The organism is Fibrella rubiginis, from assembly GCF_017353185.1.
GTDB classification, from domain to species: domain Bacteria; phylum Bacteroidota; class Bacteroidia; order Cytophagales; family Spirosomataceae; genus Fibrella; species Fibrella rubiginis.
In genome coordinates this window covers 171528-191750 of record NZ_JAFMYV010000001.1, presented here as the reverse complement: position 1 = coordinate 191750, position 20223 = coordinate 171528, and the positions used below count along the sequence as shown (strand labels likewise).

At 52.3% G+C, this 20223-nt stretch carries 17 protein-coding genes; 9 read left to right on the top strand and 8 right to left on the bottom strand.

Annotation, left to right across the window (positions count from 1 at the left end; translation table 11 throughout):
* Window positions 1-36 precede the first annotated feature (36 nt).
* The 5 genes from J2I47_RS00685 to J2I47_RS00665 all read left to right on the top strand — a co-directional run bounded on the left by J2I47_RS00685 (window position 37) and on the right by J2I47_RS00665 (window position 4033).
* Complete coding sequence (locus J2I47_RS00685) at window positions 37-807, top strand: hypothetical protein (protein WP_207362622.1); 771 nt, start codon at window positions 37-39, stop codon at window positions 805-807.
* A gap of 111 nt (window positions 808-918) precedes the next feature.
* A complete protein-coding gene (locus tag J2I47_RS00680) occupies window positions 919-1638 on the top strand; it encodes a DUF4292 domain-containing protein (RefSeq protein WP_207362621.1) in 720 nt (239 codons plus the stop codon).
* 167 nt (window positions 1639-1805) lie between these two features.
* Window positions 1806-2588 carry a lytic transglycosylase domain-containing protein gene (locus tag J2I47_RS00675; protein WP_207362620.1) on the top strand — a complete coding sequence of 261 codons (783 nt, stop codon included), beginning with the start codon at window positions 1806-1808 and terminating at the stop codon, window positions 2586-2588.
* 27 nt (window positions 2589-2615) lie between these two features.
* Complete coding sequence (locus tag J2I47_RS00670; RefSeq protein ID WP_207362619.1) at window positions 2616-3203, top strand: Crp/Fnr family transcriptional regulator; 588 nt, start codon at window positions 2616-2618, stop codon at window positions 3201-3203.
* A gap of 62 nt (window positions 3204-3265) precedes the next feature.
* On the top strand, window positions 3266-4033 hold the full coding sequence (locus J2I47_RS00665; protein WP_207362618.1) for a hypothetical protein: 768 nt from the start codon (window positions 3266-3268) through the stop codon (window positions 4031-4033).
* A 91-nt stretch (window positions 4034-4124) separates the two neighbouring features.
* Here J2I47_RS00665 and J2I47_RS00660 read toward each other — a convergent pair whose 3' ends face one another.
* From J2I47_RS00660 to mutS, 3 genes are all read right to left on the bottom strand, one after another.
* A complete protein-coding gene (locus J2I47_RS00660) occupies window positions 4125-4577 on the bottom strand; it encodes a nuclear transport factor 2 family protein (protein WP_207362617.1) in 453 nt (150 codons plus the stop codon).
* A 102-nt stretch (window positions 4578-4679) separates the two neighbouring features.
* Complete coding sequence (locus J2I47_RS00655; protein ID WP_207362616.1) at window positions 4680-5219, bottom strand: YMGG-like glycine zipper-containing protein; 540 nt, start codon at window positions 5217-5219, stop codon at window positions 4680-4682.
* A 141-nt stretch (window positions 5220-5360) separates the two neighbouring features.
* Window positions 5361-8006 carry a DNA mismatch repair protein MutS gene (gene mutS, locus J2I47_RS00650; RefSeq protein WP_207362615.1) on the bottom strand — a complete coding sequence of 882 codons (2646 nt, stop codon included), beginning with the start codon at window positions 8004-8006 and terminating at the stop codon, window positions 5361-5363.
* A 117-nt stretch (window positions 8007-8123) separates the two neighbouring features.
* Between mutS and J2I47_RS00645 the strand changes: the two genes are divergently transcribed.
* The 3 genes from J2I47_RS00645 to J2I47_RS00635 all read left to right on the top strand — a co-directional run bounded on the left by J2I47_RS00645 (window position 8124) and on the right by J2I47_RS00635 (window position 10315).
* The gene (locus J2I47_RS00645) at window positions 8124-8672 is read left to right on the top strand and encodes an RNA methyltransferase (RefSeq protein WP_207362614.1); all 549 of its coding nucleotides are present in this window, start codon (window positions 8124-8126) and stop codon (window positions 8670-8672) included.
* A gap of 61 nt (window positions 8673-8733) precedes the next feature.
* Window positions 8734-9246, top strand: coding sequence for a hypothetical protein (locus tag J2I47_RS00640; RefSeq protein ID WP_207362613.1), 513 nt, complete (start codon window positions 8734-8736; stop codon window positions 9244-9246).
* 163 nt (window positions 9247-9409) lie between these two features.
* Window positions 9410-10315 (top strand): sensor histidine kinase, encoded by a 906-nt coding sequence (locus J2I47_RS00635; protein WP_207362612.1) that lies wholly within the window; start codon window positions 9410-9412, stop codon window positions 10313-10315.
* Between the two features lie 69 nt (window positions 10316-10384).
* Here J2I47_RS00635 and J2I47_RS00630 read toward each other — a convergent pair whose 3' ends face one another.
* From J2I47_RS00630 to J2I47_RS00610, 5 genes are all read right to left on the bottom strand, one after another.
* Window positions 10385-11263, bottom strand: coding sequence for an alpha/beta fold hydrolase (locus J2I47_RS00630; protein WP_207362611.1), 879 nt, complete (start codon window positions 11261-11263; stop codon window positions 10385-10387).
* Window positions 11264-11507: 244 nt separating this feature from the next.
* A complete protein-coding gene (locus tag J2I47_RS00625) occupies window positions 11508-15266 on the bottom strand; it encodes a PVC-type heme-binding CxxCH protein (RefSeq protein ID WP_445451874.1) in 3759 nt (1252 codons plus the stop codon).
* A gap of 196 nt (window positions 15267-15462) precedes the next feature.
* On the bottom strand, window positions 15463-16866 hold the full coding sequence (locus tag J2I47_RS00620; protein ID WP_207362609.1) for a TlpA family protein disulfide reductase: 1404 nt from the start codon (window positions 16864-16866) through the stop codon (window positions 15463-15465).
* Window positions 16867-17093: 227 nt separating this feature from the next.
* The gene (locus J2I47_RS00615; protein WP_207362608.1) at window positions 17094-18221 is read right to left on the bottom strand and encodes a Gfo/Idh/MocA family protein; all 1128 of its coding nucleotides are present in this window, start codon (window positions 18219-18221) and stop codon (window positions 17094-17096) included.
* A 27-nt stretch (window positions 18222-18248) separates the two neighbouring features.
* Complete coding sequence (locus tag J2I47_RS00610; RefSeq protein WP_207362607.1) at window positions 18249-19115, bottom strand: sugar phosphate isomerase/epimerase family protein; 867 nt, start codon at window positions 19113-19115, stop codon at window positions 18249-18251.
* Between the two features lie 151 nt (window positions 19116-19266).
* Between J2I47_RS00610 and J2I47_RS00605 the strand changes: the two genes are divergently transcribed.
* A complete protein-coding gene (locus J2I47_RS00605) occupies window positions 19267-20169 on the top strand; it encodes an AraC family transcriptional regulator (RefSeq protein ID WP_207362606.1) in 903 nt (300 codons plus the stop codon).
* Window positions 20170-20223: the final 54 nt, after the last annotated feature.

The following is a 20223-nucleotide window of genomic DNA, read 5'->3' as shown; positions in this document are numbered from 1 at the left end:
ACTATATATCATATTTGTATTATAATCCAACGCCCCATGATCCGCCTTAACCATGTTCAAACGCAGCGCCTTTTTGCCCTGCACGAATATATCTACGACCATTTTACCAAGGCCGACTGGCTTAAAATAGCCTACCTGACCAACAGCCTTGATATTATTGAAGATCACCCCCGGTTATTGCGCAGCCTCGATTTCGACGACGATGATTATGAGGGAAACTGCCTGCACGTACTCTCAAAATTGACCGAGGGAAATGACCATCGGCTGACGGCTATCGAAGCGTTTGTAGCCGAAAAAAAGGCCAAACAGGCCATCACTGAAGCCACAGGCAGTTTTGTATCGACCAATCGGCATACCGAGCCGGAGCGTGTAATCCGGTTTGCTCCCGACGTGTTTCAGATACCCGATAAGCCCGTCGACACCAATGTGTTGAGCGTGATGATGCCGTTTGACACCCGTTTTTCGGGTACGTATATGGCTATCCGTAGTGTATGCGCCCGGTTGGGCATCCTCTGCAAACGCGCCGACGACATCTGGGATAACAGTATTCTGATGCAGGACGTATTTGACCTGATCTTCACCAGTCGGGCCGTAATTACCGATTTCACGGGGCGCAACCCTAATGTGTTTTACGAAACAGGTGTTGCGCATACGCTGGGTAAGCTGGTGGTGCCCATTACGCAGTCGGTAGATGATATTCCGTTTGATCTTAGGCACCACCGGGCGCTTACCTACCTGCCCACCCGCGAGGGCCTGCAAAAATTTGAACTCGCTCTTGAACGCAAGCTAACGGCTGTCTTCAGATAGTCAGGGGATTGGGGGAATCCGCAACATCAGCGGTCTTTCTGTCCTTTTGAAAATACGTATCTTCGTATACAGGCTTTATCGACTAATTTGGGCCGGAACAAAACTAACTTCATGAAAAAACAACTCGTTTTGCTAACGGCCGCGCTGCTGGTATCGGTTGGCACATTTGCCCAAACCGCCACTGATGTTGTCAATAAACACATCGCCGCTATTGGCGGCATCGACAAGATCAAGGCGATCAAAAGTGCTCAATATGACCAGCACATGAGCATCGCGGGCATGGAAATGACCGGGAAAACAGTCGTGGTTGTAGGGCAGGCTATGCGGGCCGACGTGACGGTGATGGGTAGCCAGGTCACGCAGGTTATCAACGGCGACAAAGGATGGAGTGTGAACCCCATGCAAGGCGGCAGCACCCCGCAGGATACCCCCGCCGATCAGGTGGCGCTCTCAAAAGGCAACACTGAACTAACGGGTCTTCAGCTGGCCTATGCGAGTCTGAAAGGGTACCCAATGGTGATGAAAGGCACCGAAAAAATGGGGACAGCCGACCGTCTGCGCGTCGACGTAACCCGCCCCGAAGCCACGGTGAGTTATTACCTCGACCCCCAGACCTACTACATCACCAACACCAAAGCCACAGTGATGGCTGGCGGGCAGAAAGTAGACGTAGAAAGCACATTCGCCAACTATAAAGCAGTTGAGGGGATAACGATGCCGTTTTCGGTTGATCTGAAAGCTCCCGGTATGCCGTCGAACCTGACAACCATTGTGGATAAGGTTACACTCAACCCCACTATTGACCCGGCAATTTTCAACAAACCAAAATGAGTTTACCGTTTGTAGTTTACCGTTTTCTGTGGCTTTGTCAACATGAGCCAAAGCGAAGCCACAGAAAACGGTAAACTCATTTTACACGAAAGCCTTGTCTATCACCGTTATAGACTTATCACCAAGTTGATTTTGTTTTGCTTAAACGTGTTGGATTATCTCTTTTGATGGCCGTTGCCCGCCCTGCGGCAGCCGCTATAACCAAGCTCACCCACGCACCGCTGGTGCCCAAGAGCGACTCTCGAAAACAGCCTGTACGCCTTATCAGCACCGATTTAGTACCGCTGGAACGTACGTTGACCGAGGTTGAACTCCCCCTGTTGAACGTTGATTTTTGTGGCGAATCTATGCCACTTGACCAGGCCGACGTACTGAGCCGCTGGCGGCATGTGTTCACCCTGTTCCGGCCACATTCGGCTAGTATTGGCGATCTGCGCCAGCGAGCCGATGCCTTTTTCCCGCTTATCGATTCTACACTAGCTGCCTACGATATCCCCGCCGATTTCAAATACATCCCACTAGCCGAAAGTGGCCTGAAAGCGCGGGCTGTATCGCCCAAGGGAGCCGGTGGCTACTGGCAACTGATGCCTGGCACGGCCCGTGATCTGGGCTTGAAAGTAGGCGGCAAACACGACGAGCGTTTCAACACAAAAAAAGCCACCGTGGCCGCCTGCCAATATCTGCGGCGGTTGTATGACATCTTCGGGTCATGGTCGCTGGTGGCGGCGGCGTATAATGTGGGACCGGGGTACGTGAAAAAGCAGTTGGCCCGCCAGGCTAAGTGCGATTATTACCAGATGAAGCTCCCCCGCGAAACCCGCTACTACCTCTTCCGCGTGTTGCTCTACAAGGAACTCCTCTCCCGCCCCGAAGATTATTCCAGCTTTTTCACCCCTGCGCCGCTGACCACGTTCCGGCTCAGGCCGGGTAGGCTGGCGGTGGCAGCCTGAACCGGATACGGTATCTTTGAGGCGCTCATGACCACCGAACGCCTCAAACGATACTGCCAGCAATTGGTAGCTTTCTCGCCCGATGAACTGGCATTGGTTGATGCTTGTTTCGTGGCCAGACACGTAAAAAAAGGCAGCTTTTTGCTCGAAGAGGGGCATATATGCGACTTCATCACCTTTATTGATCAGGGTATTATCCGCCATTTTCACACCAAAGATGGCGTGGAAAAAACCTGCGACCTGTCGTTTCCAGATACGTTTATCACTGAGTTTACCAGCTTCACAAAAAACGTTTCGAGTCTGTATGCGTTTCAGGCATTGCAGGATTGCGAGGTGCTCTTTGTCAAAAAAGCAGACCTCCTGAGTTTATATAATCAATGCCCAAAATATGAAACTATTGGGCGGCTGGTGGCCGAATCCGTGGCGCAACGGGCTACCGAAATTGCGATGTCGCTGTCGTCAGAGAAACCCGAAGAGCGATACAAGAAGCTGATGCTGAAGCACCCAGATCTGTTTCAGCAGGTGCAGCAAAAGTACATTGCCAACTTTCTGGGAATCAGTCCTGAAAGCTTAAGCCGGATTAGAAAAAGGGTAGCCCTACAGGAGCGATCTTAACAATAGTCAACGAGTGGCAGGGATGGTAAAAGTGAATTTTGTCTCATCAATATCGATACAAAATGAGACACGCAATCACCATCTCAATCATCATGCTCATGGCTCCATCCGCCACCGCAACGGCCCAGTCATTACAACTTGCCGCCGTCAAAACATATGAACGTCAGCTACTCGACGTGACCGAAATCACTGACACAACGTATCTGAAAAATAAGCTGGCTGCCGTGGAATATGAGGCCCGGCATAACCCAAATGAGTTAACCAACGTCCGGCTTGGCCTTGTTTGCCACGAAGTAGCATTGAACCTGACTTTTTTGACGAAAACGGGCTACCGTGGCTACGCCAAAAAGAGCTTCGACCTGCTCAGCGAACTGGCCAACGACGCCCACACAACGCCCGAGGCGATGCCAGTTATTCAGGCTTACCGAGCCTCGGCATTGGCATTGGTGGGAGCCGAAACCAGGAAAACGAGCCTGCTGGGGCAATCTTTTGCGCTATTTAGGGAAGCTATCTCGAACTACGCAGCGGTATCGGCGTCACCAGAATTTTTGCGGGGCAGCGTAGCCGAAAATCTGCCGTGGTTCTTCTTCGGAAAACGCAAAGCCGCCCGCCACGATTTCGAGTCAATTATTGAGAAGCAACGCCAGAATACAGATTATGCCGACGCCAAAATCATGAGCTTTACGTACTGGGCGTGGGCCAATCAACATCGGTCAAAAAAGCACCGACAGCAGGCCCTCGGCTACCTCAATCAGGCCATTTCTATTGATCCCAACTACCAGTCGGGCCGACAACGCGCCGAACTATTGAAAAATAAATGGCTAAACTAGCTAACGGGTACTGAGACCCAAAAACGAAAGGCGCCAGACTGGTTTTCCCAGTCTGGCGCCTTTCGTTTTTGGGTCTCAGTACCCGTCTACATTACTGCCGTACTCGCACGGGTAGCCCTTCCAGTTGGGCGAAGCTTAGCTTCCAGGTGTCGTCGGCGGCTTTTTTCCAAAGGAGGGTAAAGTTGCCCTCACCAATACCGCGCGGTTCGCCGGGGGCTTCGGGAAGCACATCGACAGAATACGTACCGGCTTCGTAGGCCATCGTGGCATCGCTGCCCGTACTGATGGCGCTCGTTTTCAGGTTGGTAATGGTCGGTACTGTGGCGCGAACCCATTTTTCGGCAACCTCCGATTTACCGGTAAAACGGCTTTCGCCTTGTAGAAACTGCACGTTGTCGTCGAGCATGGCCACGACTTTGTCAACTTCCTTATTGTTCCAGGCCTGGATGAACTGTTGATCCATTGTGGCCACGTTAGCAGTTTCACTCGACTTGCAGGACGAGAACAGGGCCACAAAGGCCAAAAGGGGCATGATCGTTTTCATAGTGTGTGAGTTTGTATGTGAAAAGAAAGTAACTGTAAGGGGCAAGAATTACGTAACGAATTCTTGCCCCCTTATGTTTTTAACTACCTACCAATGAGCCGATTACCAGCTTTTGCGGCGATATTCCGAATTAGGATAAGCCGAGTTGGGGTCGCCATAGGCGGTGTTTAGCAGGTAACCGTTTTTGGTCAGTACCGGCGTTTCAGCTACTTCAGCCTCAGCTACCGTTGGGGCAGCAAGCGCATTACGTGTAGCAGCAGCCGCAACCGGTGCAGCGGCACGGTGAGCTACTGAGTGCGAACGCGAACGGCCTTCCGTGTGATAGGCAGGAGCTGTGCGGGCGGCGTATTCACGTTGCTCGGCAGCCTGGGCGGCAGCGGCAGCCCGTTTGTGGCGGTTGTCGATCACTTTACCGACGCCATAGCCAACAGCGGCACCAACGGCCAACCCTACACCCGCACCTACTTTGCGGTCACGTTTGTGGATGAGCGCACCGGCAAGACCACCGGCACCGGCGCCAATGGCAACACCCTTAGCTTCGGGGTTCCATTTACGCTTCAACACGCTTTGTGCGTTGACGAGTGAATTACTGATGAAGGCCAGCAACAGGGCCAGGGCGATCAAACGTTGATTGGTTTTCATGGTGAAAGTTGGTTAATAAGCATGTCCAACACTGTGTACTACAGGTTTGACAGATAGCTGAGCAAAGGGTTTAATCAATACTCAGTTATGCCCATAATCAACATAGCCTAATCACCGATTGTTTACCAGGGCACGTTTACGCTACTCCAGCATCTTCAATAACTCATTAAGCTTCAGCAGGGCTTCAATGGGTGTGAGGCGGTTCACGTCGATGGTGCGCAGTTTGTCTTTGATAGCTTCCGATTTGGGATCGCCCGCTTCGATAATGCGTAGGGCTAGCTCCCGTTCGGTGCCGGGGCCCGCTTCGCGAATGGCTTCTTTGTTGCCTTCACGCTGATGTGATGCCTCCAGTTGGGTCAGGATGTGGGCGGCACGTTTCACCACGCTGCCCGGCATACCCGCCATTTGGGCCACGTGAATGCCGAACGAATGTTCCGAGCCCCCTTCCTTCAACTTCCGCAGAAAGATCACTTTGTTGCCCACTTCCTTCACCGCCACATTGTAGTTCCGAATGCGGGGTAGGTCGGCGGCGAGGTCATTAAGCTCGTGGTAGTGAGTGGCAAACAGTGTTTTGGGTCGGCAGTCGGTGTTGTGCATGTACTCGGTAATGGCCCAGGCAATGGATACCCCGTCGTACGTACTGGTACCCCGGCCAATTTCGTCCATCAACACCAGGCTACGTTCGCTGAGGTTGTTCAGGATGGATGCCGTCTCGGTCATTTCGACCATGAACGTACTCTCGCCCCGCGACAGGTTATCAGACGCCCCCACCCGCGTAAAAATCTTATCGACCAGCCCAATATCAGCACTCGATGCCGGGACAAAGCTGCCCGCCTGTGCCATGAGCACAATCAGGGCCACCTGCCGTAGCAAGGCTGATTTACCCGCCATGTTAGGCCCGGTGATCACGATAATCTGCTGCGTCTCGTCGTCGAGGTGTACATCGTTGGGTACGTAAGGTTCGCCGGGGGGAAGCTGCTGCTCAATCACCGGGTGCCGCCCGTCTTTGATCGTCAGAGCCTTGCCGTTATTGATGGTTGGACGGACGTATTTGTGCCGTACCGCCACTTTGGCAAACGACGAAAGCACGTCGAGTACCGAAATGACGCGGGCGTTTTGCTGAATGGCGGCTACGTATTCGCCGGTTGCCGCTACGAGTTCACCAAACATCCGCGACTCGATGGCGAAAATCTGGTCTTCGGCGTTCAGAATTTTTTCCTCGTATTCTTTCAACTCAGGCGTGATGTAGCGCTCGGCGTTCACCAGCGTCTGTTTCCTGATCCAGTCGTCGGGTACGCGGTTTTTGTGGGCGTTGGTCACTTCCAGGTAATAGCCAAACACCTTGTTATATGCAATTTTGAGCGAGCTGATGCCCGTACGCTGCACCTCGCGGTCCTGCAGTTGCAACAGGTATTCTTTGCCCGAATACGCCAGTTTGTGTAGTTCGTCAAGCTCCGCGTCGATACCCGTACGGATCATATTGCCCTGGTTACTGAGCACTGGTGGCTCGTCGCGTAGTTCAGCTTCAATTCGGTCTACCAGAAACGAGAGCGGGTTGAGTTGGTCAGCGTATTTTTTCAGTGATGGGGCATCAGCGTGCTGATTCAAGGCCGTAATCAGCATTTCTTTAATCGGCAGCACGTGTTGCAGCGACCGCTTCAATTGCACCATCTCGCGTGGGTTGATCCGCCGCACCGCCACCTTCGACACCAGCCGTTCCAGATCACCGATTTGTTTCAGGTGCGCCAGCATAGCATCGAGCAAGTCGGTGTCGCTTGTTAGGAGTGATACGAGATTCAGTCGCTCGTCTATGAGGGCTTTCTCCTTCAGGGGCAACATAAGCCACTTCCGCAACAACCGTGCGCCCATAGGCGTCACGGTATGGTCGAGAATCTGAATCAGCGGAATGCCTCCCTCCTGCTGCGCCGCCACCAGTTCAAGGTTGCGGATCGTAAACCGGTCGAGCCAGACGTAGCGGTCTTCTTCCAGGCGGGTTACGCGCTGAATGTGCTGCAGGTCTTTGTGCTCAGTTTCGTTGAGATAATGCAGGATAACACCCGCCGCAATGATGCCGTCGGGAAGACCGTCGATACCAAACCCCTTGAGTGAGGTGGTCTGGAAATGCTGCCGGAGGTAGTTATAGCTAAAATCGTAGGTGAAAGCCCAGTCTTCCAGCGTATAGGTGTGGAATTTGTCGCCGAAGAGATTACCAAACTCGGTACGGTTGCGTTTGCAATACAGCACCTCCGAGGGGTTAAAGCTCTGCAACAGCTTGTCGATATAGGCCGCGTTGCCCTGCGAGGCCAGAAATTCACCCGTCGAAATATCAAGAAACGACACGCCGAATTCGTCTGCGCCCTTGCCAAAATGCACCGCCGCGAGGTAGTTGTTGCGCCGCCCGTCGAGCACGTTGTCGTTGAATGAAACCCCCGGTGTAACGAGCTCGGTAACGCCCCGTTTCACAATGCCCTTGGCCATAGCCGGGTCTTCGAGCTGATCGCAGATGGCTACGCGCTGCCCCGCCCGCACCAGCTTGGGCAGGTGGGTATCGAGCGAATGATGAGGGAAACCGGCCAGTTCTTCATTGGCCCCGCCGTTGTTGCGCTTGGTGAGCGTAATGCCCAGAATCTTACTGGCCTTAATGGCATCTTCGCCGAAGGTTTCGTAGAAATCACCTACCCGAAACAAAAGCAGCGCACCCGGATACTTTGCTTTTACCTGGTTGTATTGCTTGTTGAGCGGCGTTTCTTTGGCGGATTTTACAGGCTTGTTCGGCGGGGCAGTCATCACAAAATTGAGGGAGGTCGTTTAGACAAATTTACCCATTTTTGACCAGATTTGGCCCCTTTTTAGCCACCAAAAAGGCTATTAACCATCAAAAATAGCGTTGCTACTTATTGCCCTATGAATAACGCCCCACCCCGCAAACTGGCCATGGAGCAACTCAACCGACTTTCAGTTGACGAGTTTAAAGCCGCCGAGAAGTTTCCGTACTGCCTCATTCTGGATGATATACGCAGCCTCAATAACGTGGGGTCGGTTTTCCGCACGGCCGATGCATTCCGGGCCGAGCGGCTCTACCTGGCGGGCATCACCGGTACCCCACCGCACCGCGACATCACCAAAACGGCCATCGGGGCTACCGAATCCGTCGACTGGACACATACGCCGGACATTGACGCGCTGGTGGCACAGTTGCAGGCAGACGGCTATACGATTGTAGCGATTGAACAGGCCGAGAACAGTACATTACTCACAAATTTCCGGCCCGACCCAAACAAACGCTACGCCTTTGTGTTTGGCAACGAGGTGACTGGTGTGCGCGACAGTGTGGTGCAACGGGCCGATGAGGTGGTTGAAGTACCTCAGTTTGGTACGAAGCATTCCCTTAATATTGCCGTCACAGCCGGGATTATTTGCTGGGATTACCTACAAAAGACCAGAATCGGTTAACATTGTAATATGGCTGTCGCAGTCAACACTATTCATTCTGAACCACTTACTCATTAAAACGATGTCGAAGAAAGCTGATAAACCCAAAAAATATGAATCGCTGGCCAATGATCTGGCAGGTGCCATTGGCGAAAAAGTTGGTCAACTGACCGCAGGGTCAAAAAAGATGGCCAAGTCGATTGAAAAAACGGCCAAACAGTTAGCCAAGAAACTGACCAAGATGCGTGATAAAGCCGCGAAGAAGCAGCTTGAACTGAGTGCCAAAGCGGCAAAAAAGGAAGAAAAGAAGGCCCATAAAGACGCCAAGAAAGCCATCAAAAACGCCAAAAAAGCCGAAAAGAACGCCAATCGGGCTAAAAGCAAGAAAGCAAAGACCACCCCTGTTGCCAGTGAGAAGCCAGCGCTGAAAGCCGTGGCTATGCCAGTTCCCAAACCAGCACCAGACCGCAAGCCAACAGCGCCAAAAGCCACTGCTCCCCCCGCTACGGTTTCCAAACCAGCTCCGGCCCGCAAACCTGCCCCTGCTCCTAAAGAACCGTTAGATAAGCCAGCTAGCGATAATCCAGCAGCATAGAAAATGCTTATATGACTTGGAAAGCCCGTTTTTATGCGGGCTTTCTGGTTTTAAAATATGATCAGTTGTTGGTCGAACATGTGACTAAACAAACTATCTTTACGTCTACTGCCAGTAGTGATATTGGTAGGTTTCTACTGCACCCACCGCAATTAGCCAGTCCATGAAAAATATCCTCGTTTACGTGGCCCGTAACTGGTATTACGGTGTGCTCATTGTAGCGGCGTTCTTTGTTATCAACGCCTATTGGCCTGCCCATATCCAGTCTGGTGCGTTAAGCTGGTACATCTGGGGTCCTACCATCCTTGGTATCTTCGTTATCGGCTACTTCGTGTGGGGTAATGCCCGTGAGCATCAGATACCTTACGTGCGCAAGGAGGTGCTCGACACGATCGTCCACGAATTTCAAACGCCCATATCAGCTATAAAGATGGCTGCCGATATTCTGCAGACGCCTTTTGGCCGGTCGTCGCCGGAACGTATGGACAAGTACGTTCAAATGATCCGGGAAGAAACTGAACGTCTCCAGCAACAGGTGGATGTCATGCTTAGCCTAGCCCGCGCCGACAGTAACCGTCTTTCGCTTTGCCTCGACACCGTTGACCTTAACAACCTGCTTCAATCCATTGCCGAACGCCATGGCGAGTACCTTGAACTTCGCCTGCTGGCAACCAAACCCTTGCTGGTAGCTGACCGCCTCCACCTGACCAACGTGCTTCACAACCTGCTCGATAACGCAGTCAAATACAGTGTTAGCGATCCGGAGCTTAAAATCCACACGGAATTCGACAAGTCGGGGTTGGTGATCGCCGTCACAGACCACGGCATGGGCATCCCTAAACACTTGCAGCGTAAAGTGTTTCAACCCTTTTTTCGGGTTAGCGAAGCTGATCAGGTTAGCGTGAAAGGCTTTGGTTTAGGACTTAGCTACGTGCAACGCATCATCGAAGCCCACGACTGGCGCATTGAACTAGTAAGTGAGGTAGGTCGAGGCAGCGAGTTTAAAATACGTATTCCGCTACGTTCATTGGCAAATCCAGAGCCTGTTGGGGTTAGCACAATAGCTTGATTGTAAAAATGACTATAAACAAAAAGGGCCTCCTGATCATCAGGAGGCCCTTTTTGTTGGGTTACTGCATTAATATGTCGTGGTTGCAGAAGGCTGCTGTTGATACGTTTCAGATTCCTGCACAAACGATACCAGGTCGGCATTCAACCGGTCTTTCTCCGTGACGTACAAACCATGCGGAGCGCCTTCGTAGACTTTGTAGGTGGCTGTTGGCAACAAGTTGGCCGTTAGCTCACCCGACGACTCAATAGGGACTGTCTTGTCGTCGTCACCATGAATGATCAGCGTTGGCACTTTAATCTGGGTCAGGTCGTGGCGGAAGTCTGTCATGGCAAAGGCTTTCGCGCACTCAACCGTAGCGGTATGCGATGCCAGATAAGCACGGGCGAAATCACCGTCGAGGTGGGCCTGGCTAACGGGGTGGCTTACCAGGTTGACACCATAGAACTGCTTGCCGAACGTTTGCAGGAAGTCGGCACGGTCTTTTTGAATACCCTCCAGCATGCCGTCGAATACACTTTTGTCGACGCCATCCGGATTATCATCTGTTTTTAGCAAAAAAGGCGTTACTGAGCCAACAAATGCAACCCGCGACACGCGGGCACCACCGTAACGGCTCATGTACCGGGCTACCTCACCACCACCCATTGAAAAGCCGACGAGTGTGACATTATTCAGGTTTAATTCATCCAGCAAAGCTTTCAAATCGCTTGCCAGCGTATCGTAGTCATACCCATCCCACGGTTTCGACGACTGACCAAAACCACGGCGGTCGTAGGCGATTACACGCATATTATGTTTGGGTAACTCGGCCAGTTGATAGTCCCACATAGAGCCACTCAAGGGCCAACCGTGAATCAATACCACGGGATTGCCCGTACCCAGATCCTGATAATGCAGTTTGATCTCGTTGCCATTGGCATCGGTACCCACTTTTACATAACTCATAACGCCTTTCCAGTTAGGTTAGAATTAGTTGAACTCTACTTACTAACTATAGTCATTCGGAATGGTTTGTGATTAAGAGGCAAGAGCGGAGAAACAAGAAATAAGAGGCAAGAATCAAGAGGTAAGAATCAAGAGGCTAACGCAGGTATACTGGTGCGTCAATTTCTTAATTCTTACCTCTTAATTCTTGCCTCTTATTTCTTACCTCTTATTTCTTGTTTCTCCGCTCTTGCCTCTTGACGTTCTATTTCGCTACTGCTCCAGCCACTACAGGGGCCTTGGTCACGGTCATGACGCCATTCATGATGCGCCAGTGGCCGGGAAACGTACACACGAACGGGTATTCGCCAGGCTGGTCGGGGGCCTTAAACGTCAGACGTACCGTTTGGTTAGGATTCACTAGGGCCGTAGCTGCCACAATGTCTGACGATTCAGGGACGTAGTTTTTCTCAGCTCCGTTTTTCGCTGTAATCATGGCGTCGGCCAGTTTACCCACCCGCTCCGTTGATTTAGGTTTGATCACCACCAGGTTATGCTGCATGGCATCGGGGTTTTCCAGAATGATAACCACAGGTTTACCTGCCACCACGCTGAAGGCTTTTTTGTCGTACCGCATCTCTTCGCGAACGGTTTTCAGGCGAACCACCTGGGCGTTGGGGTCAAGGTCAGCGTTGGCATCGCGGAGACCCCAGGCTTCGAGCAGGCGGTTCAAACGCGGACGGGCATCATCGGGCAGTTTCTTGCCCAGGCTGGCCAGCAGGGTATTATGGCTGGCAGCAGGTTTACGTTTGGCACCATAATCATACCCGTCAGAAAGTCCCTTTACGAGCGCCAGGGCATTATCGCCGTCCAGCTCAGTAGCTTTCTGCAGCATCACCACCACCGAATCAGGCGAGGCTGTAGAGGCATAAGCGCGGGCAGCACGTTCCACGGCCACGGTACTCATCTGCGCCGGAGCCCGGAAAGAGATTGTTTGGCTAAACGTATTGTTGCTCTTATTACCCTCAGGCAACGTGTTGTCTTTGTCAATCTGCACAGACAATGTATAGTCGCCCGCGAGTTCGGTAGTCATCCATAAATCGCCCGTCCAGGGGCCATTGTTGGTACGCCGAATGGCCACCGTTTCGCCCGGCTGAATCCCGTCTTTGAATGTATAGCTGACATAGTCGATTTTCAGTGCGGGACGATCCCCATCACCGGCACCCGGCTTACTTTCAAACCGCATCGTCAGCGGAACGGGGGTCCCTTTGGCAATAGCCGTACCACCCTGGTTAGTCACGTAAATAATACCCCGCGTTCCCTCGCGCACCACGGGCCGGGCGGGATCGGTTTCAATGCGCGCCACCACCAAATCAGCCAGTGTAGCCGCTGCGGGTGCATTAGTGGACGTAGTGGCAGGTTTAACCGAAGCTGTCCTGCCCATATCAGAACCACCCATCTGGTGCTTACTGTGATCCATAGGCGCAGCCTGGCTGCTGGTCATAGCCGCATTGGTGGCCGTGGGGGGCATGGTGATGGTGCTGAGCCACTGGCGCAGTAAGCGAGCGTTGTGGGTGTTCATCGCGCAGGCAAACGCATCGGGCAACCAACGGTCGTCGTTGGCGGTGGCTTGCTTCAGACGCGCCAGCACGGCAGCATCGGTGGCAGCACTAGCGGGGGTTTCGTTCAGGGCCAGCAACGTGTTGACAACCACCACTGGCTCTTTATCGGCCAATAAGTTGTTTGACAGCAACAAAGCGGCGCCCTCAGCAGTGCGCGGCATCACCTGCACCGCTGCTTTCCGAACATCGGCAGAAGAATGTTTCAGGGCCTTTTGCAGATCCGCTGGCGTAATGGCACCGAGTCCCTGCAACGTCCAGAGGGCATGAATGGCCGGGGCGTTGATGCCAATTCCATCCACCGACGGGTCGTTGGCAATGGCCCAGAGTTGCGGGGCCACGTCGGTGTTTTTCCGTTCTACCAGCAAACGTTGGGCCGCCATACGCCAGAACTGATTGGGGTGTTTCAGGGCCACAAGCAACCCCGCCGGGTCGGCCATCGACAAGTTCGGCACCTGGGGCTGCGGCATGGCTTTGTCATAGCCCACGCGGTAGATACGGCCGTGGGTGAAATCGCGCAGGTTTGTCTCATAAGCATTACCAGCGCCATTTTTAAACCCTTCCGGCACGGGATTATGCTGAATGATGTAGCTGTACCAGTCGGCTACCCACACAGCACCGTCGGGACCTGTTTCGGCGAAGACAGGCGCAAACCATTCGTCGGCACCGGCCATGAGGTTGAAGTTCACACCTGCACTGGGGCCTTCGGCGTCTTCGAAATCGCTGCCGTGTTTTTGCATCACGTTCTGGTGTACAATGTGGCCCGTGGGTTCACAGACAAAGGCCACGTTGTTCCAGTACGCTTTTGGAAAACTGCGGGCGGTATAGAAATTGTGTCCTGCCGCCGCCGTAAACCCGCCGAACACGTCTACCTGCCGAACACGCCCGGTAATGGGTTTCATGTCTTTGTGGGTGTCGGTGCTACGGCTGCCGTTCATGCTGTTGGGGCGGGCATGATAGGCACCGTTGGGAATAGCCATGTACCAGCCGTGGCTGTTATTGGCGGTGCTGCCGAATACGTCGCCGGTTTCGTTGAAGCCCATACCCCAGGTGTTGTTGGAGGTCGTAGCCATGTGCTCCATTGCCGAGCCATCGGCCTTAAACCGGAAGAGGGCCTGCCCAAACGATAGCGAATCGCCGGTGCCCACTTTTCCCTTGAAACCTGAATACCCCACGCAACCCCAAATCCAGTTGTCGAAGCCATAGTGCAGGTTACTAGGCCCGGCGTGGGTGTCGAACGTGCCAAAACCGGTAAACAGAATCTTCTTTACGTCGGCCTTGTCGTCGCCGTTCGTGTCTTTCAGAAACAGCATATGCGGAGCCTGCGACACGATCAGGCCACCGTTGGCAAACACCAGACCCGTTGGAATGCTCAGGCCTTCGGCGAAGTTGGTGAACTTGTCGGCCTTGCCATCGCCGTTGGTGTCTTCGCAGATCACAATGCTATCTGAGCCGCCCTCGGGTTTGCGCTCATTGGGGTAATCTTTGGTGATGAGCACAAACAGCCGCCCCCGGTCGTCCCAGGTCATGGCAATGGGGTGCATCACGTTTGGCTCGTGGGCAAACAGGCTCAGCGTGAAATCGACCGGCACCTGAATGTGTTTCATCGACTCTTCGGGCGACAGGGGAAGCTGCTCCAGTTGTTCGCCGGGTCGCTTTTCATAGTTGGGCAGATTGGCCCCTTTGTAGGTAAATGCCTGCGGTTTCAGATCGTCGTGCTGCTTTTTGGCCACGTCGCCAATAGCCCAGAGAATACCGCGTTCCAGCAACTGCTGGAAACCAGGTTGCCGCCAGGTGCGCTCGTCGTGGCCATAGGCAGTGTAAAACACGCGCCCTTTGCCATATGTCCGCGTCCAGGTATAAGGTTCGTCGGGCGTGTTGGGCCGGTTGGCCGCAACCAGGTCTTTAGCCTGATTGGGCTTTACTTCGCGAACAGCAAGTACGTTATTGTCGCGCTGCAAATGGCTGTGCAGATAGGTCTCGTCGTAGGCTGTAAACGGCTTTAGACCGGCCATAATTGGACTGTCGGGTTGCACCGCCCTGGTCGTAATCGAATCCATGCCGTGCCGCCAGAATTGCCCACCCACTACCTTGTCCACGTATTCGGCAGAATTACGGAAGCAATACGATGCGCAATGCACCGGAATAAGTCCATGCCCCGACGATACGTAGTCGAGCAACGCGCGTTCCTGCGGCCTAGGGATACTGTCCCAGTTGGCGTAGATCAGCAGCCCGTCGAACCGGTTCAGATTGGGGGTGTTGAGGTCTTCCAGCCGGTCGGTATAGGTGATGTTGATGCCTTTATTACCCAGTGCAGCCATCAGTTCAGGTACCCGCTCGATGGGCTTGTGGTGCCCCTTATCGCCCAGAAACAGAATCTCCGTGCGCCGCGGTCCGGTCCGCATGGCGTTGTCGCCCGCCGCCGATGAACCCGACAAAATGGTAGTTGACGTGGGCGTAGTGGGTTGTTTGCCACCCAAATTGTGCAATACCCGCGACGGCGTTCGGTTGCAATTGGCTAGCGTCAGCGTAGTCAGCGCGGCAACGATCAGCGTATACTTGATTGGGAAAGCCATTGGTTATAAACCGTTAAAATAGGGGTTAATTTGAGGTGTATGCGTTGACGCGCTCTGTCCAATTAACACCAAAAGGTATCTTCATTCGATTGCCCTGTGGTGTAATGAGTACTTTGGTTGGGTAACTACCAACGCGAAACTGTTTAATCAACTTTTCGTCTCCCGTTACAACGGGAAACGTGTAATTATTTTTTTGCATAAATGCCTGCACTACTTCAGGACTAGCATCGTGACAATCGACGGTAAATACAATAAGATCTTTTCGATTATTTTTTACTACATTGGTATAGAATGTCTGCAATTCTGGCAGTTCACCAACGCAGGGTTTACACCACGTACCCCAAAAATCAATCAAAATCCATTTGCCTTTAAGCTGTTCGTAGTTAAAGACTTGCTTATCGAAGCTGACTAATGAAAATGTTTCGGCGGGTTTCAACTTTTCGTTGAGCGCTTTCGTCCAATATGCACTAAATGGTAAGCCTGATTGGGGTAATTTCTGATAATACGTTTTGAGCAAATTGATCTTACCGGGATCAGCCAAAGCAATGTCTGTCAAAACCTTAATTGCTGACAAGGTATCCCCTTTTTCCAACAGCATATTGGCGTAAGACTGATGGAAATCGTCTTTTCGCTCTCCATCAAATAGCATCACCGACTCGTAAAAATAGGCCGATACTAACTGCCGGTCTGTCTCATCGGGGCTAAAATCAGAAGCTACTTTCCGATACTGTTCCTGGTCAATTGATTTATTCTTTCCAATTAGCTCGTTGGCTTTCAGGTCATTACTATAAGCAAGCAGATAGCGAAAATAAGCGCGGCCTTCGCGCAACTGTGGCGCGATACCATCTTCGCCCTGAAAATACCTGCTGTTGAGCGCGTGTTGCAACCGGGCCTGTGTGTGTTTAAAAAGGGTGTCGGCCAATGGGGTGTAAGCCGGGTTTTGTTTTAGCAGTTTGTACACAAGCAACGCGTACCGATCTACACGGTTACCAGGCTCTTCGGGAGAGCGTTCCAAGGCAACCAAAAAGCCCGAAACAATCTGGCGTATTTTAGCTGAATCATTCAGGTTAGTCATCACATCGACCCATTTATAAAGCGGATATACTGACTGTTGCAACGAACGGCTACTGGTATCGGTGTACATGCGCCGCAGTAGCTTTTGGGCAAGTGATTTATCCACTTCTGCCGAAGCCGACGGACGAAATGATTGGGTTAATGATTCATGAATCAACTTATTGAGTACGTTACTATTTAATCTCGCTAGTTTCTGCGCATTTTGATAAGCAGAATCTAATTTCTTTTCAGCATAAAACCGCTGAAAATCATTAAAAAGTGTAGTTATGCTTTCTTTCTTAGGTTGCGCAAATCCTATTGACGCTGAAAAAACCAGTGTCAATACTATGAATAGAGTTCTGGGCATCGTATTCATCTTTTTCTCGCAGCACAGCAAGCGTTATCTGTTACCATTGCTTTGTCAGTCAGTATAAAATTACAATGGTTTTCTGTTACCTTGACCATCACAGCCACCACCGATAAACTCCACCCCGGTGCGCTCACAAGTACTTCGCGAGAGCCAGCTACTAAGTATATAGAACGCTAATTGGTATGATGCTTATGACTGAAAAAGATCCTCTTAAATCATAAGCATCATACCAATCAGCGTTCTATATACGCATTGAAGTCAGGCAGCTTCATTATCTCACCCCCACGCATGGCCGACTCATGAGCCAGAATACCCACGCTCGTCCAGTTAGCCGATTGGGCGGCATTCGGGAATGGGTCACGGTCATCAGCAAGGGCCGTCAAAAACTCGTGCACCATATGGGGATGCGACCCGCCGTGCCCGCCGCCCTGCGTAAACGACAGGTGCTGCGCTTCGTCAGCATCATACACGCCTTTGGTGGTAAATCGCTGAATTTCAGCAGGTAGCAGGTGTGCATAATCCGGCACGGTCACTTTTTCGGGAATCTCCGGCTCAGGCTTTTTAGCCGTATGAATCACCGGCTGCTCGTCTTCAATAAGTTGCCACTCAAACGATTTCTTGTCGCCATACACCTCGAAACTCTCCCGGTACTGCCGCGCCACGTCGAACAGGGACCGGTACACGAGAGCCGATAGGTCACTGTTTTTGAATTTGATGTGCGCCGATTCCACCGCAAACGGCGAGTTATGAATAGCCGCCAGTTCGGGTCGGATGGTGCCCGACCCAAAGCAGGACACATAGTCGGCCTCAAGGCGGAGTAGACCTGCTACGGGGCCAACGCAGTGGGTGGCGTAGTGCATGGGCGGCAGGCCGGGCCAGTAGTCGGGCCAGCCGTCCATATCCTGCTGATGGCTCGCTTTCAGAAACTGTACTTTGCCCAGTTCACCCTTCTCGTATAGCTCTTTCACGAACAAAAACTCACGGGCATACACCACCGTTTCCATCATCATGTACTTTTTGCCCGTTTCGCGGCAGGTACGTACAATCTCCAGGCACTCATCGACGGTGGTAGCCATGGGTACGGTGCAGGCTACGTGTTTCCCCGCCCGCAGGGCCTTCAAACTCTGCTCGGCATGGTTGGGAATGGGTGAGTTAATGTGCACGGCGTCTACGTTAGGGTCGGCCAGTAGCTCGTCGTAATTGCTGTAGCGTACGTCGATACCATACATATCGCCCACCTTATTCAGGTTTTCGACGTTGCGCTGGCAAATGGCATACATAGTAGCCAGCGGATGGCGCTGGTAGATCGGAATGAATTCGGCCCCAAATCCGAGGCCCACGATGGCGATGTTTAGTTTCATAAAGAGTAGTTTAATGTACAATGTACATTATTCATTGTACATTAATAGTTTAGTCAAATACCTATACCCATCCCTCGCCAGCTGCTCCGGCGATTCGAACATGGGGCGGAAGATGTGCGTGGCAGCGGCGAGATCGGGCGGATGCAGACCAAAGGCTTCAATGGCGATAGGACCGTTGTAGCCTACCTCCTGCAAAACTGAGAAGACGTTTTTGAAGTCAATCTGGCCACTTCCGGGCGTAGATCGGTCGTTTTCAGAAAACTGGACGTGAATCAGATAGGGGGCCAGCGTGTGGATGGCATTGGCTACGCTTTTCTCCTCCATGTTGGCGTGGAAGGTATCAAACGCGGCCCGGCAGTTGGGGTGATCAACAGCCTCGATATAGCGGCAAACATCATCGGCGCAGGTGAGCAGGTAGGTCTCAAAGCGGTTCAACGACTCGATAGCAAGCCGTACATGTTGAGTCTGCGCGTATTCAGCTACCTCACGCATACCCGCTACCGACCAGGCCCATTCGTCGGGCGTGGCGGGCTTGCCGGTAAAGGTTTTGAAACCCGCGTAAATTGGTCCCATCAGAATGGATGATCCCGCCGCAGCTGAGCAATCCACCACATGCTTCAGGTAGTTGACTCCAGCCTGGCGAACGGTGGCATCAGGACTGAGCAGCGTCAAATCGGGTGGTAAGAGTGAACAGGTTTGCACACCCAAACCCAACTCGGCAGCTTGCTGACCTATACGGCGGTATTTGACCAGGTCGGCAGCACGGTCGTCGGTGCCGCCCACGGGCATTTCGACAAAGTCGAACCCGATTTGTCTGAGATAAGCGAGGGTACTTGATAAGTCCTCATCCATACTCATGGTCCAGGTAAACAGGTTCATGCCAAAAGGCTGCATAGAGCGTCAGTGCTAAAATTTCAGGAAATCAGTCTACGAAAGTACTGCCCAAGTGTCAGTATGAATAGGCATGGCTTTGCTAGTTTTGACTGTATTTTGTCTAGATTCAATCCCTATTTTTATTCATACAGTTAATTCTGGCTTATTTCAGATGAAACAGGCATTACGGAAGGATTTAGAAACCACGCTGGGGTCATTTCTGGTGAAAGATCTGACCGAGCCACACTTCGACCCCAACTGGCATTTTCATCCCCATTATCAGCTGTTCCTGGTTGAACAGGGTATTGGCACTCGGTTTATTGGCGATTCCATCAAGCCGTTTGGGCCGGGCGACCTGGTGATGCTCGGACCGGATTTACCCCATCTCTGGCGAAGTGACAAACCTTATTTTGACCCTAATTCGGGCCTGACAACACGGGGACTTGTTGTTTATTTCACCGACGACTGTCTGGGTACTGGTTTCTTTGACCGTCCTGAAATGCACCGGGTACGTCTACTGCTCGACGGGTCGCGGCGGGGACTAAGCTGGTCGGGCGCCACCCATGATAAAGCTGTGCAGGCGCTCCGTGAACTGGTTGCGCAGCCGCCCACTTTTCGGCGGGTGTTGTCGCTGCTGTCGCTGCTGGATGAGTTATCACTTACCTCTGATACAGAACTCATTACAAGTGCTACCTACACTAATCCAATGAAACCCGCCGACGCTGATGAGAGTAGTGCTTCATCGCAGGCCTACCGACGTATGCAGGCGGTACATACCTACGTGCTTACCCATTTCCACGAACCTATCCGCCTTGAGACCGTCGCTGATTTGGCCGGATTAAGCCCGTCGTCGTTTTGCCGGTATTTTAAAGCGCGAACAAACAAGACGTTCGTCGATTTTGTCTCGGAAGTGCGCATCGGCCACGCCTGTAAATTGCTCATTAACAGTAGCCTGACTATCACTGATGTTTGTTATGACAGTGGTTTTAGAACGCTCTCCAACTTCAACCGGCAATTCCGCGACGTTACCGGCCAAACCCCATCGCAATACCTCAGGTCGATGCAGAGTGTGTAATGTCTGGCGGAGCAACGCTCCGCTAGGCACACAAAAAAAGCCTGAGCAGACGCC

Bases quoted from the DNA above. Each gene is read 5' to 3' on its own strand.
- J2I47_RS00685 (WP_207362622.1), top strand. From the start codon at position 37: ATGATCCGCCTTAACCATGTTCAAACGCAGCGCCTTTTTGCCCTGCAC.
- J2I47_RS00680 (WP_207362621.1), top strand. From the start codon at position 919: ATGAAAAAACAACTCGTTTTGCTAACGGCCGCGCTGCTGGTATCGGTT.
- J2I47_RS00675 (WP_207362620.1), top strand. From the start codon at position 1,806: ATGGCCGTTGCCCGCCCTGCGGCAGCCGCTATAACCAAGCTCACCCAC.
- J2I47_RS00670 (WP_207362619.1), top strand. From the start codon at position 2,616: ATGACCACCGAACGCCTCAAACGATACTGCCAGCAATTGGTAGCTTTC.
- J2I47_RS00665 (WP_207362618.1), top strand. From the start codon at position 3,266: ATGAGACACGCAATCACCATCTCAATCATCATGCTCATGGCTCCATCC.
- J2I47_RS00660 (WP_207362617.1), bottom strand. From the start codon at position 4,577: ATGAAAACGATCATGCCCCTTTTGGCCTTTGTGGCCCTGTTCTCGTCC.
- J2I47_RS00655 (WP_207362616.1), bottom strand. From the start codon at position 5,219: ATGAAAACCAATCAACGTTTGATCGCCCTGGCCCTGTTGCTGGCCTTC.
- mutS (WP_207362615.1), bottom strand. From the start codon at position 8,006: ATGACTGCCCCGCCGAACAAGCCTGTAAAATCCGCCAAAGAAACGCCG.
- J2I47_RS00645 (WP_207362614.1), top strand. From the start codon at position 8,124: ATGAATAACGCCCCACCCCGCAAACTGGCCATGGAGCAACTCAACCGA.
- J2I47_RS00640 (WP_207362613.1), top strand. From the start codon at position 8,734: ATGTCGAAGAAAGCTGATAAACCCAAAAAATATGAATCGCTGGCCAAT.
- J2I47_RS00635 (WP_207362612.1), top strand. From the start codon at position 9,410: ATGAAAAATATCCTCGTTTACGTGGCCCGTAACTGGTATTACGGTGTG.
- J2I47_RS00630 (WP_207362611.1), bottom strand. From the start codon at position 11,263: ATGAGTTATGTAAAAGTGGGTACCGATGCCAATGGCAACGAGATCAAA.
- J2I47_RS00625 (WP_445451874.1), bottom strand. From the start codon at position 15,266: ATGCGGACCGGACCGCGGCGCACGGAGATTCTGTTTCTGGGCGATAAG.
- J2I47_RS00620 (WP_207362609.1), bottom strand. From the start codon at position 16,866: ATGAATACGATGCCCAGAACTCTATTCATAGTATTGACACTGGTTTTT.
- J2I47_RS00615 (WP_207362608.1), bottom strand. From the start codon at position 18,221: ATGAAACTAAACATCGCCATCGTGGGCCTCGGATTTGGGGCCGAATTC.
- J2I47_RS00610 (WP_207362607.1), bottom strand. From the start codon at position 19,115: ATGCAGCCTTTTGGCATGAACCTGTTTACCTGGACCATGAGTATGGAT.
- J2I47_RS00605 (WP_207362606.1), top strand. From the start codon at position 19,267: ATGAAACAGGCATTACGGAAGGATTTAGAAACCACGCTGGGGTCATTT.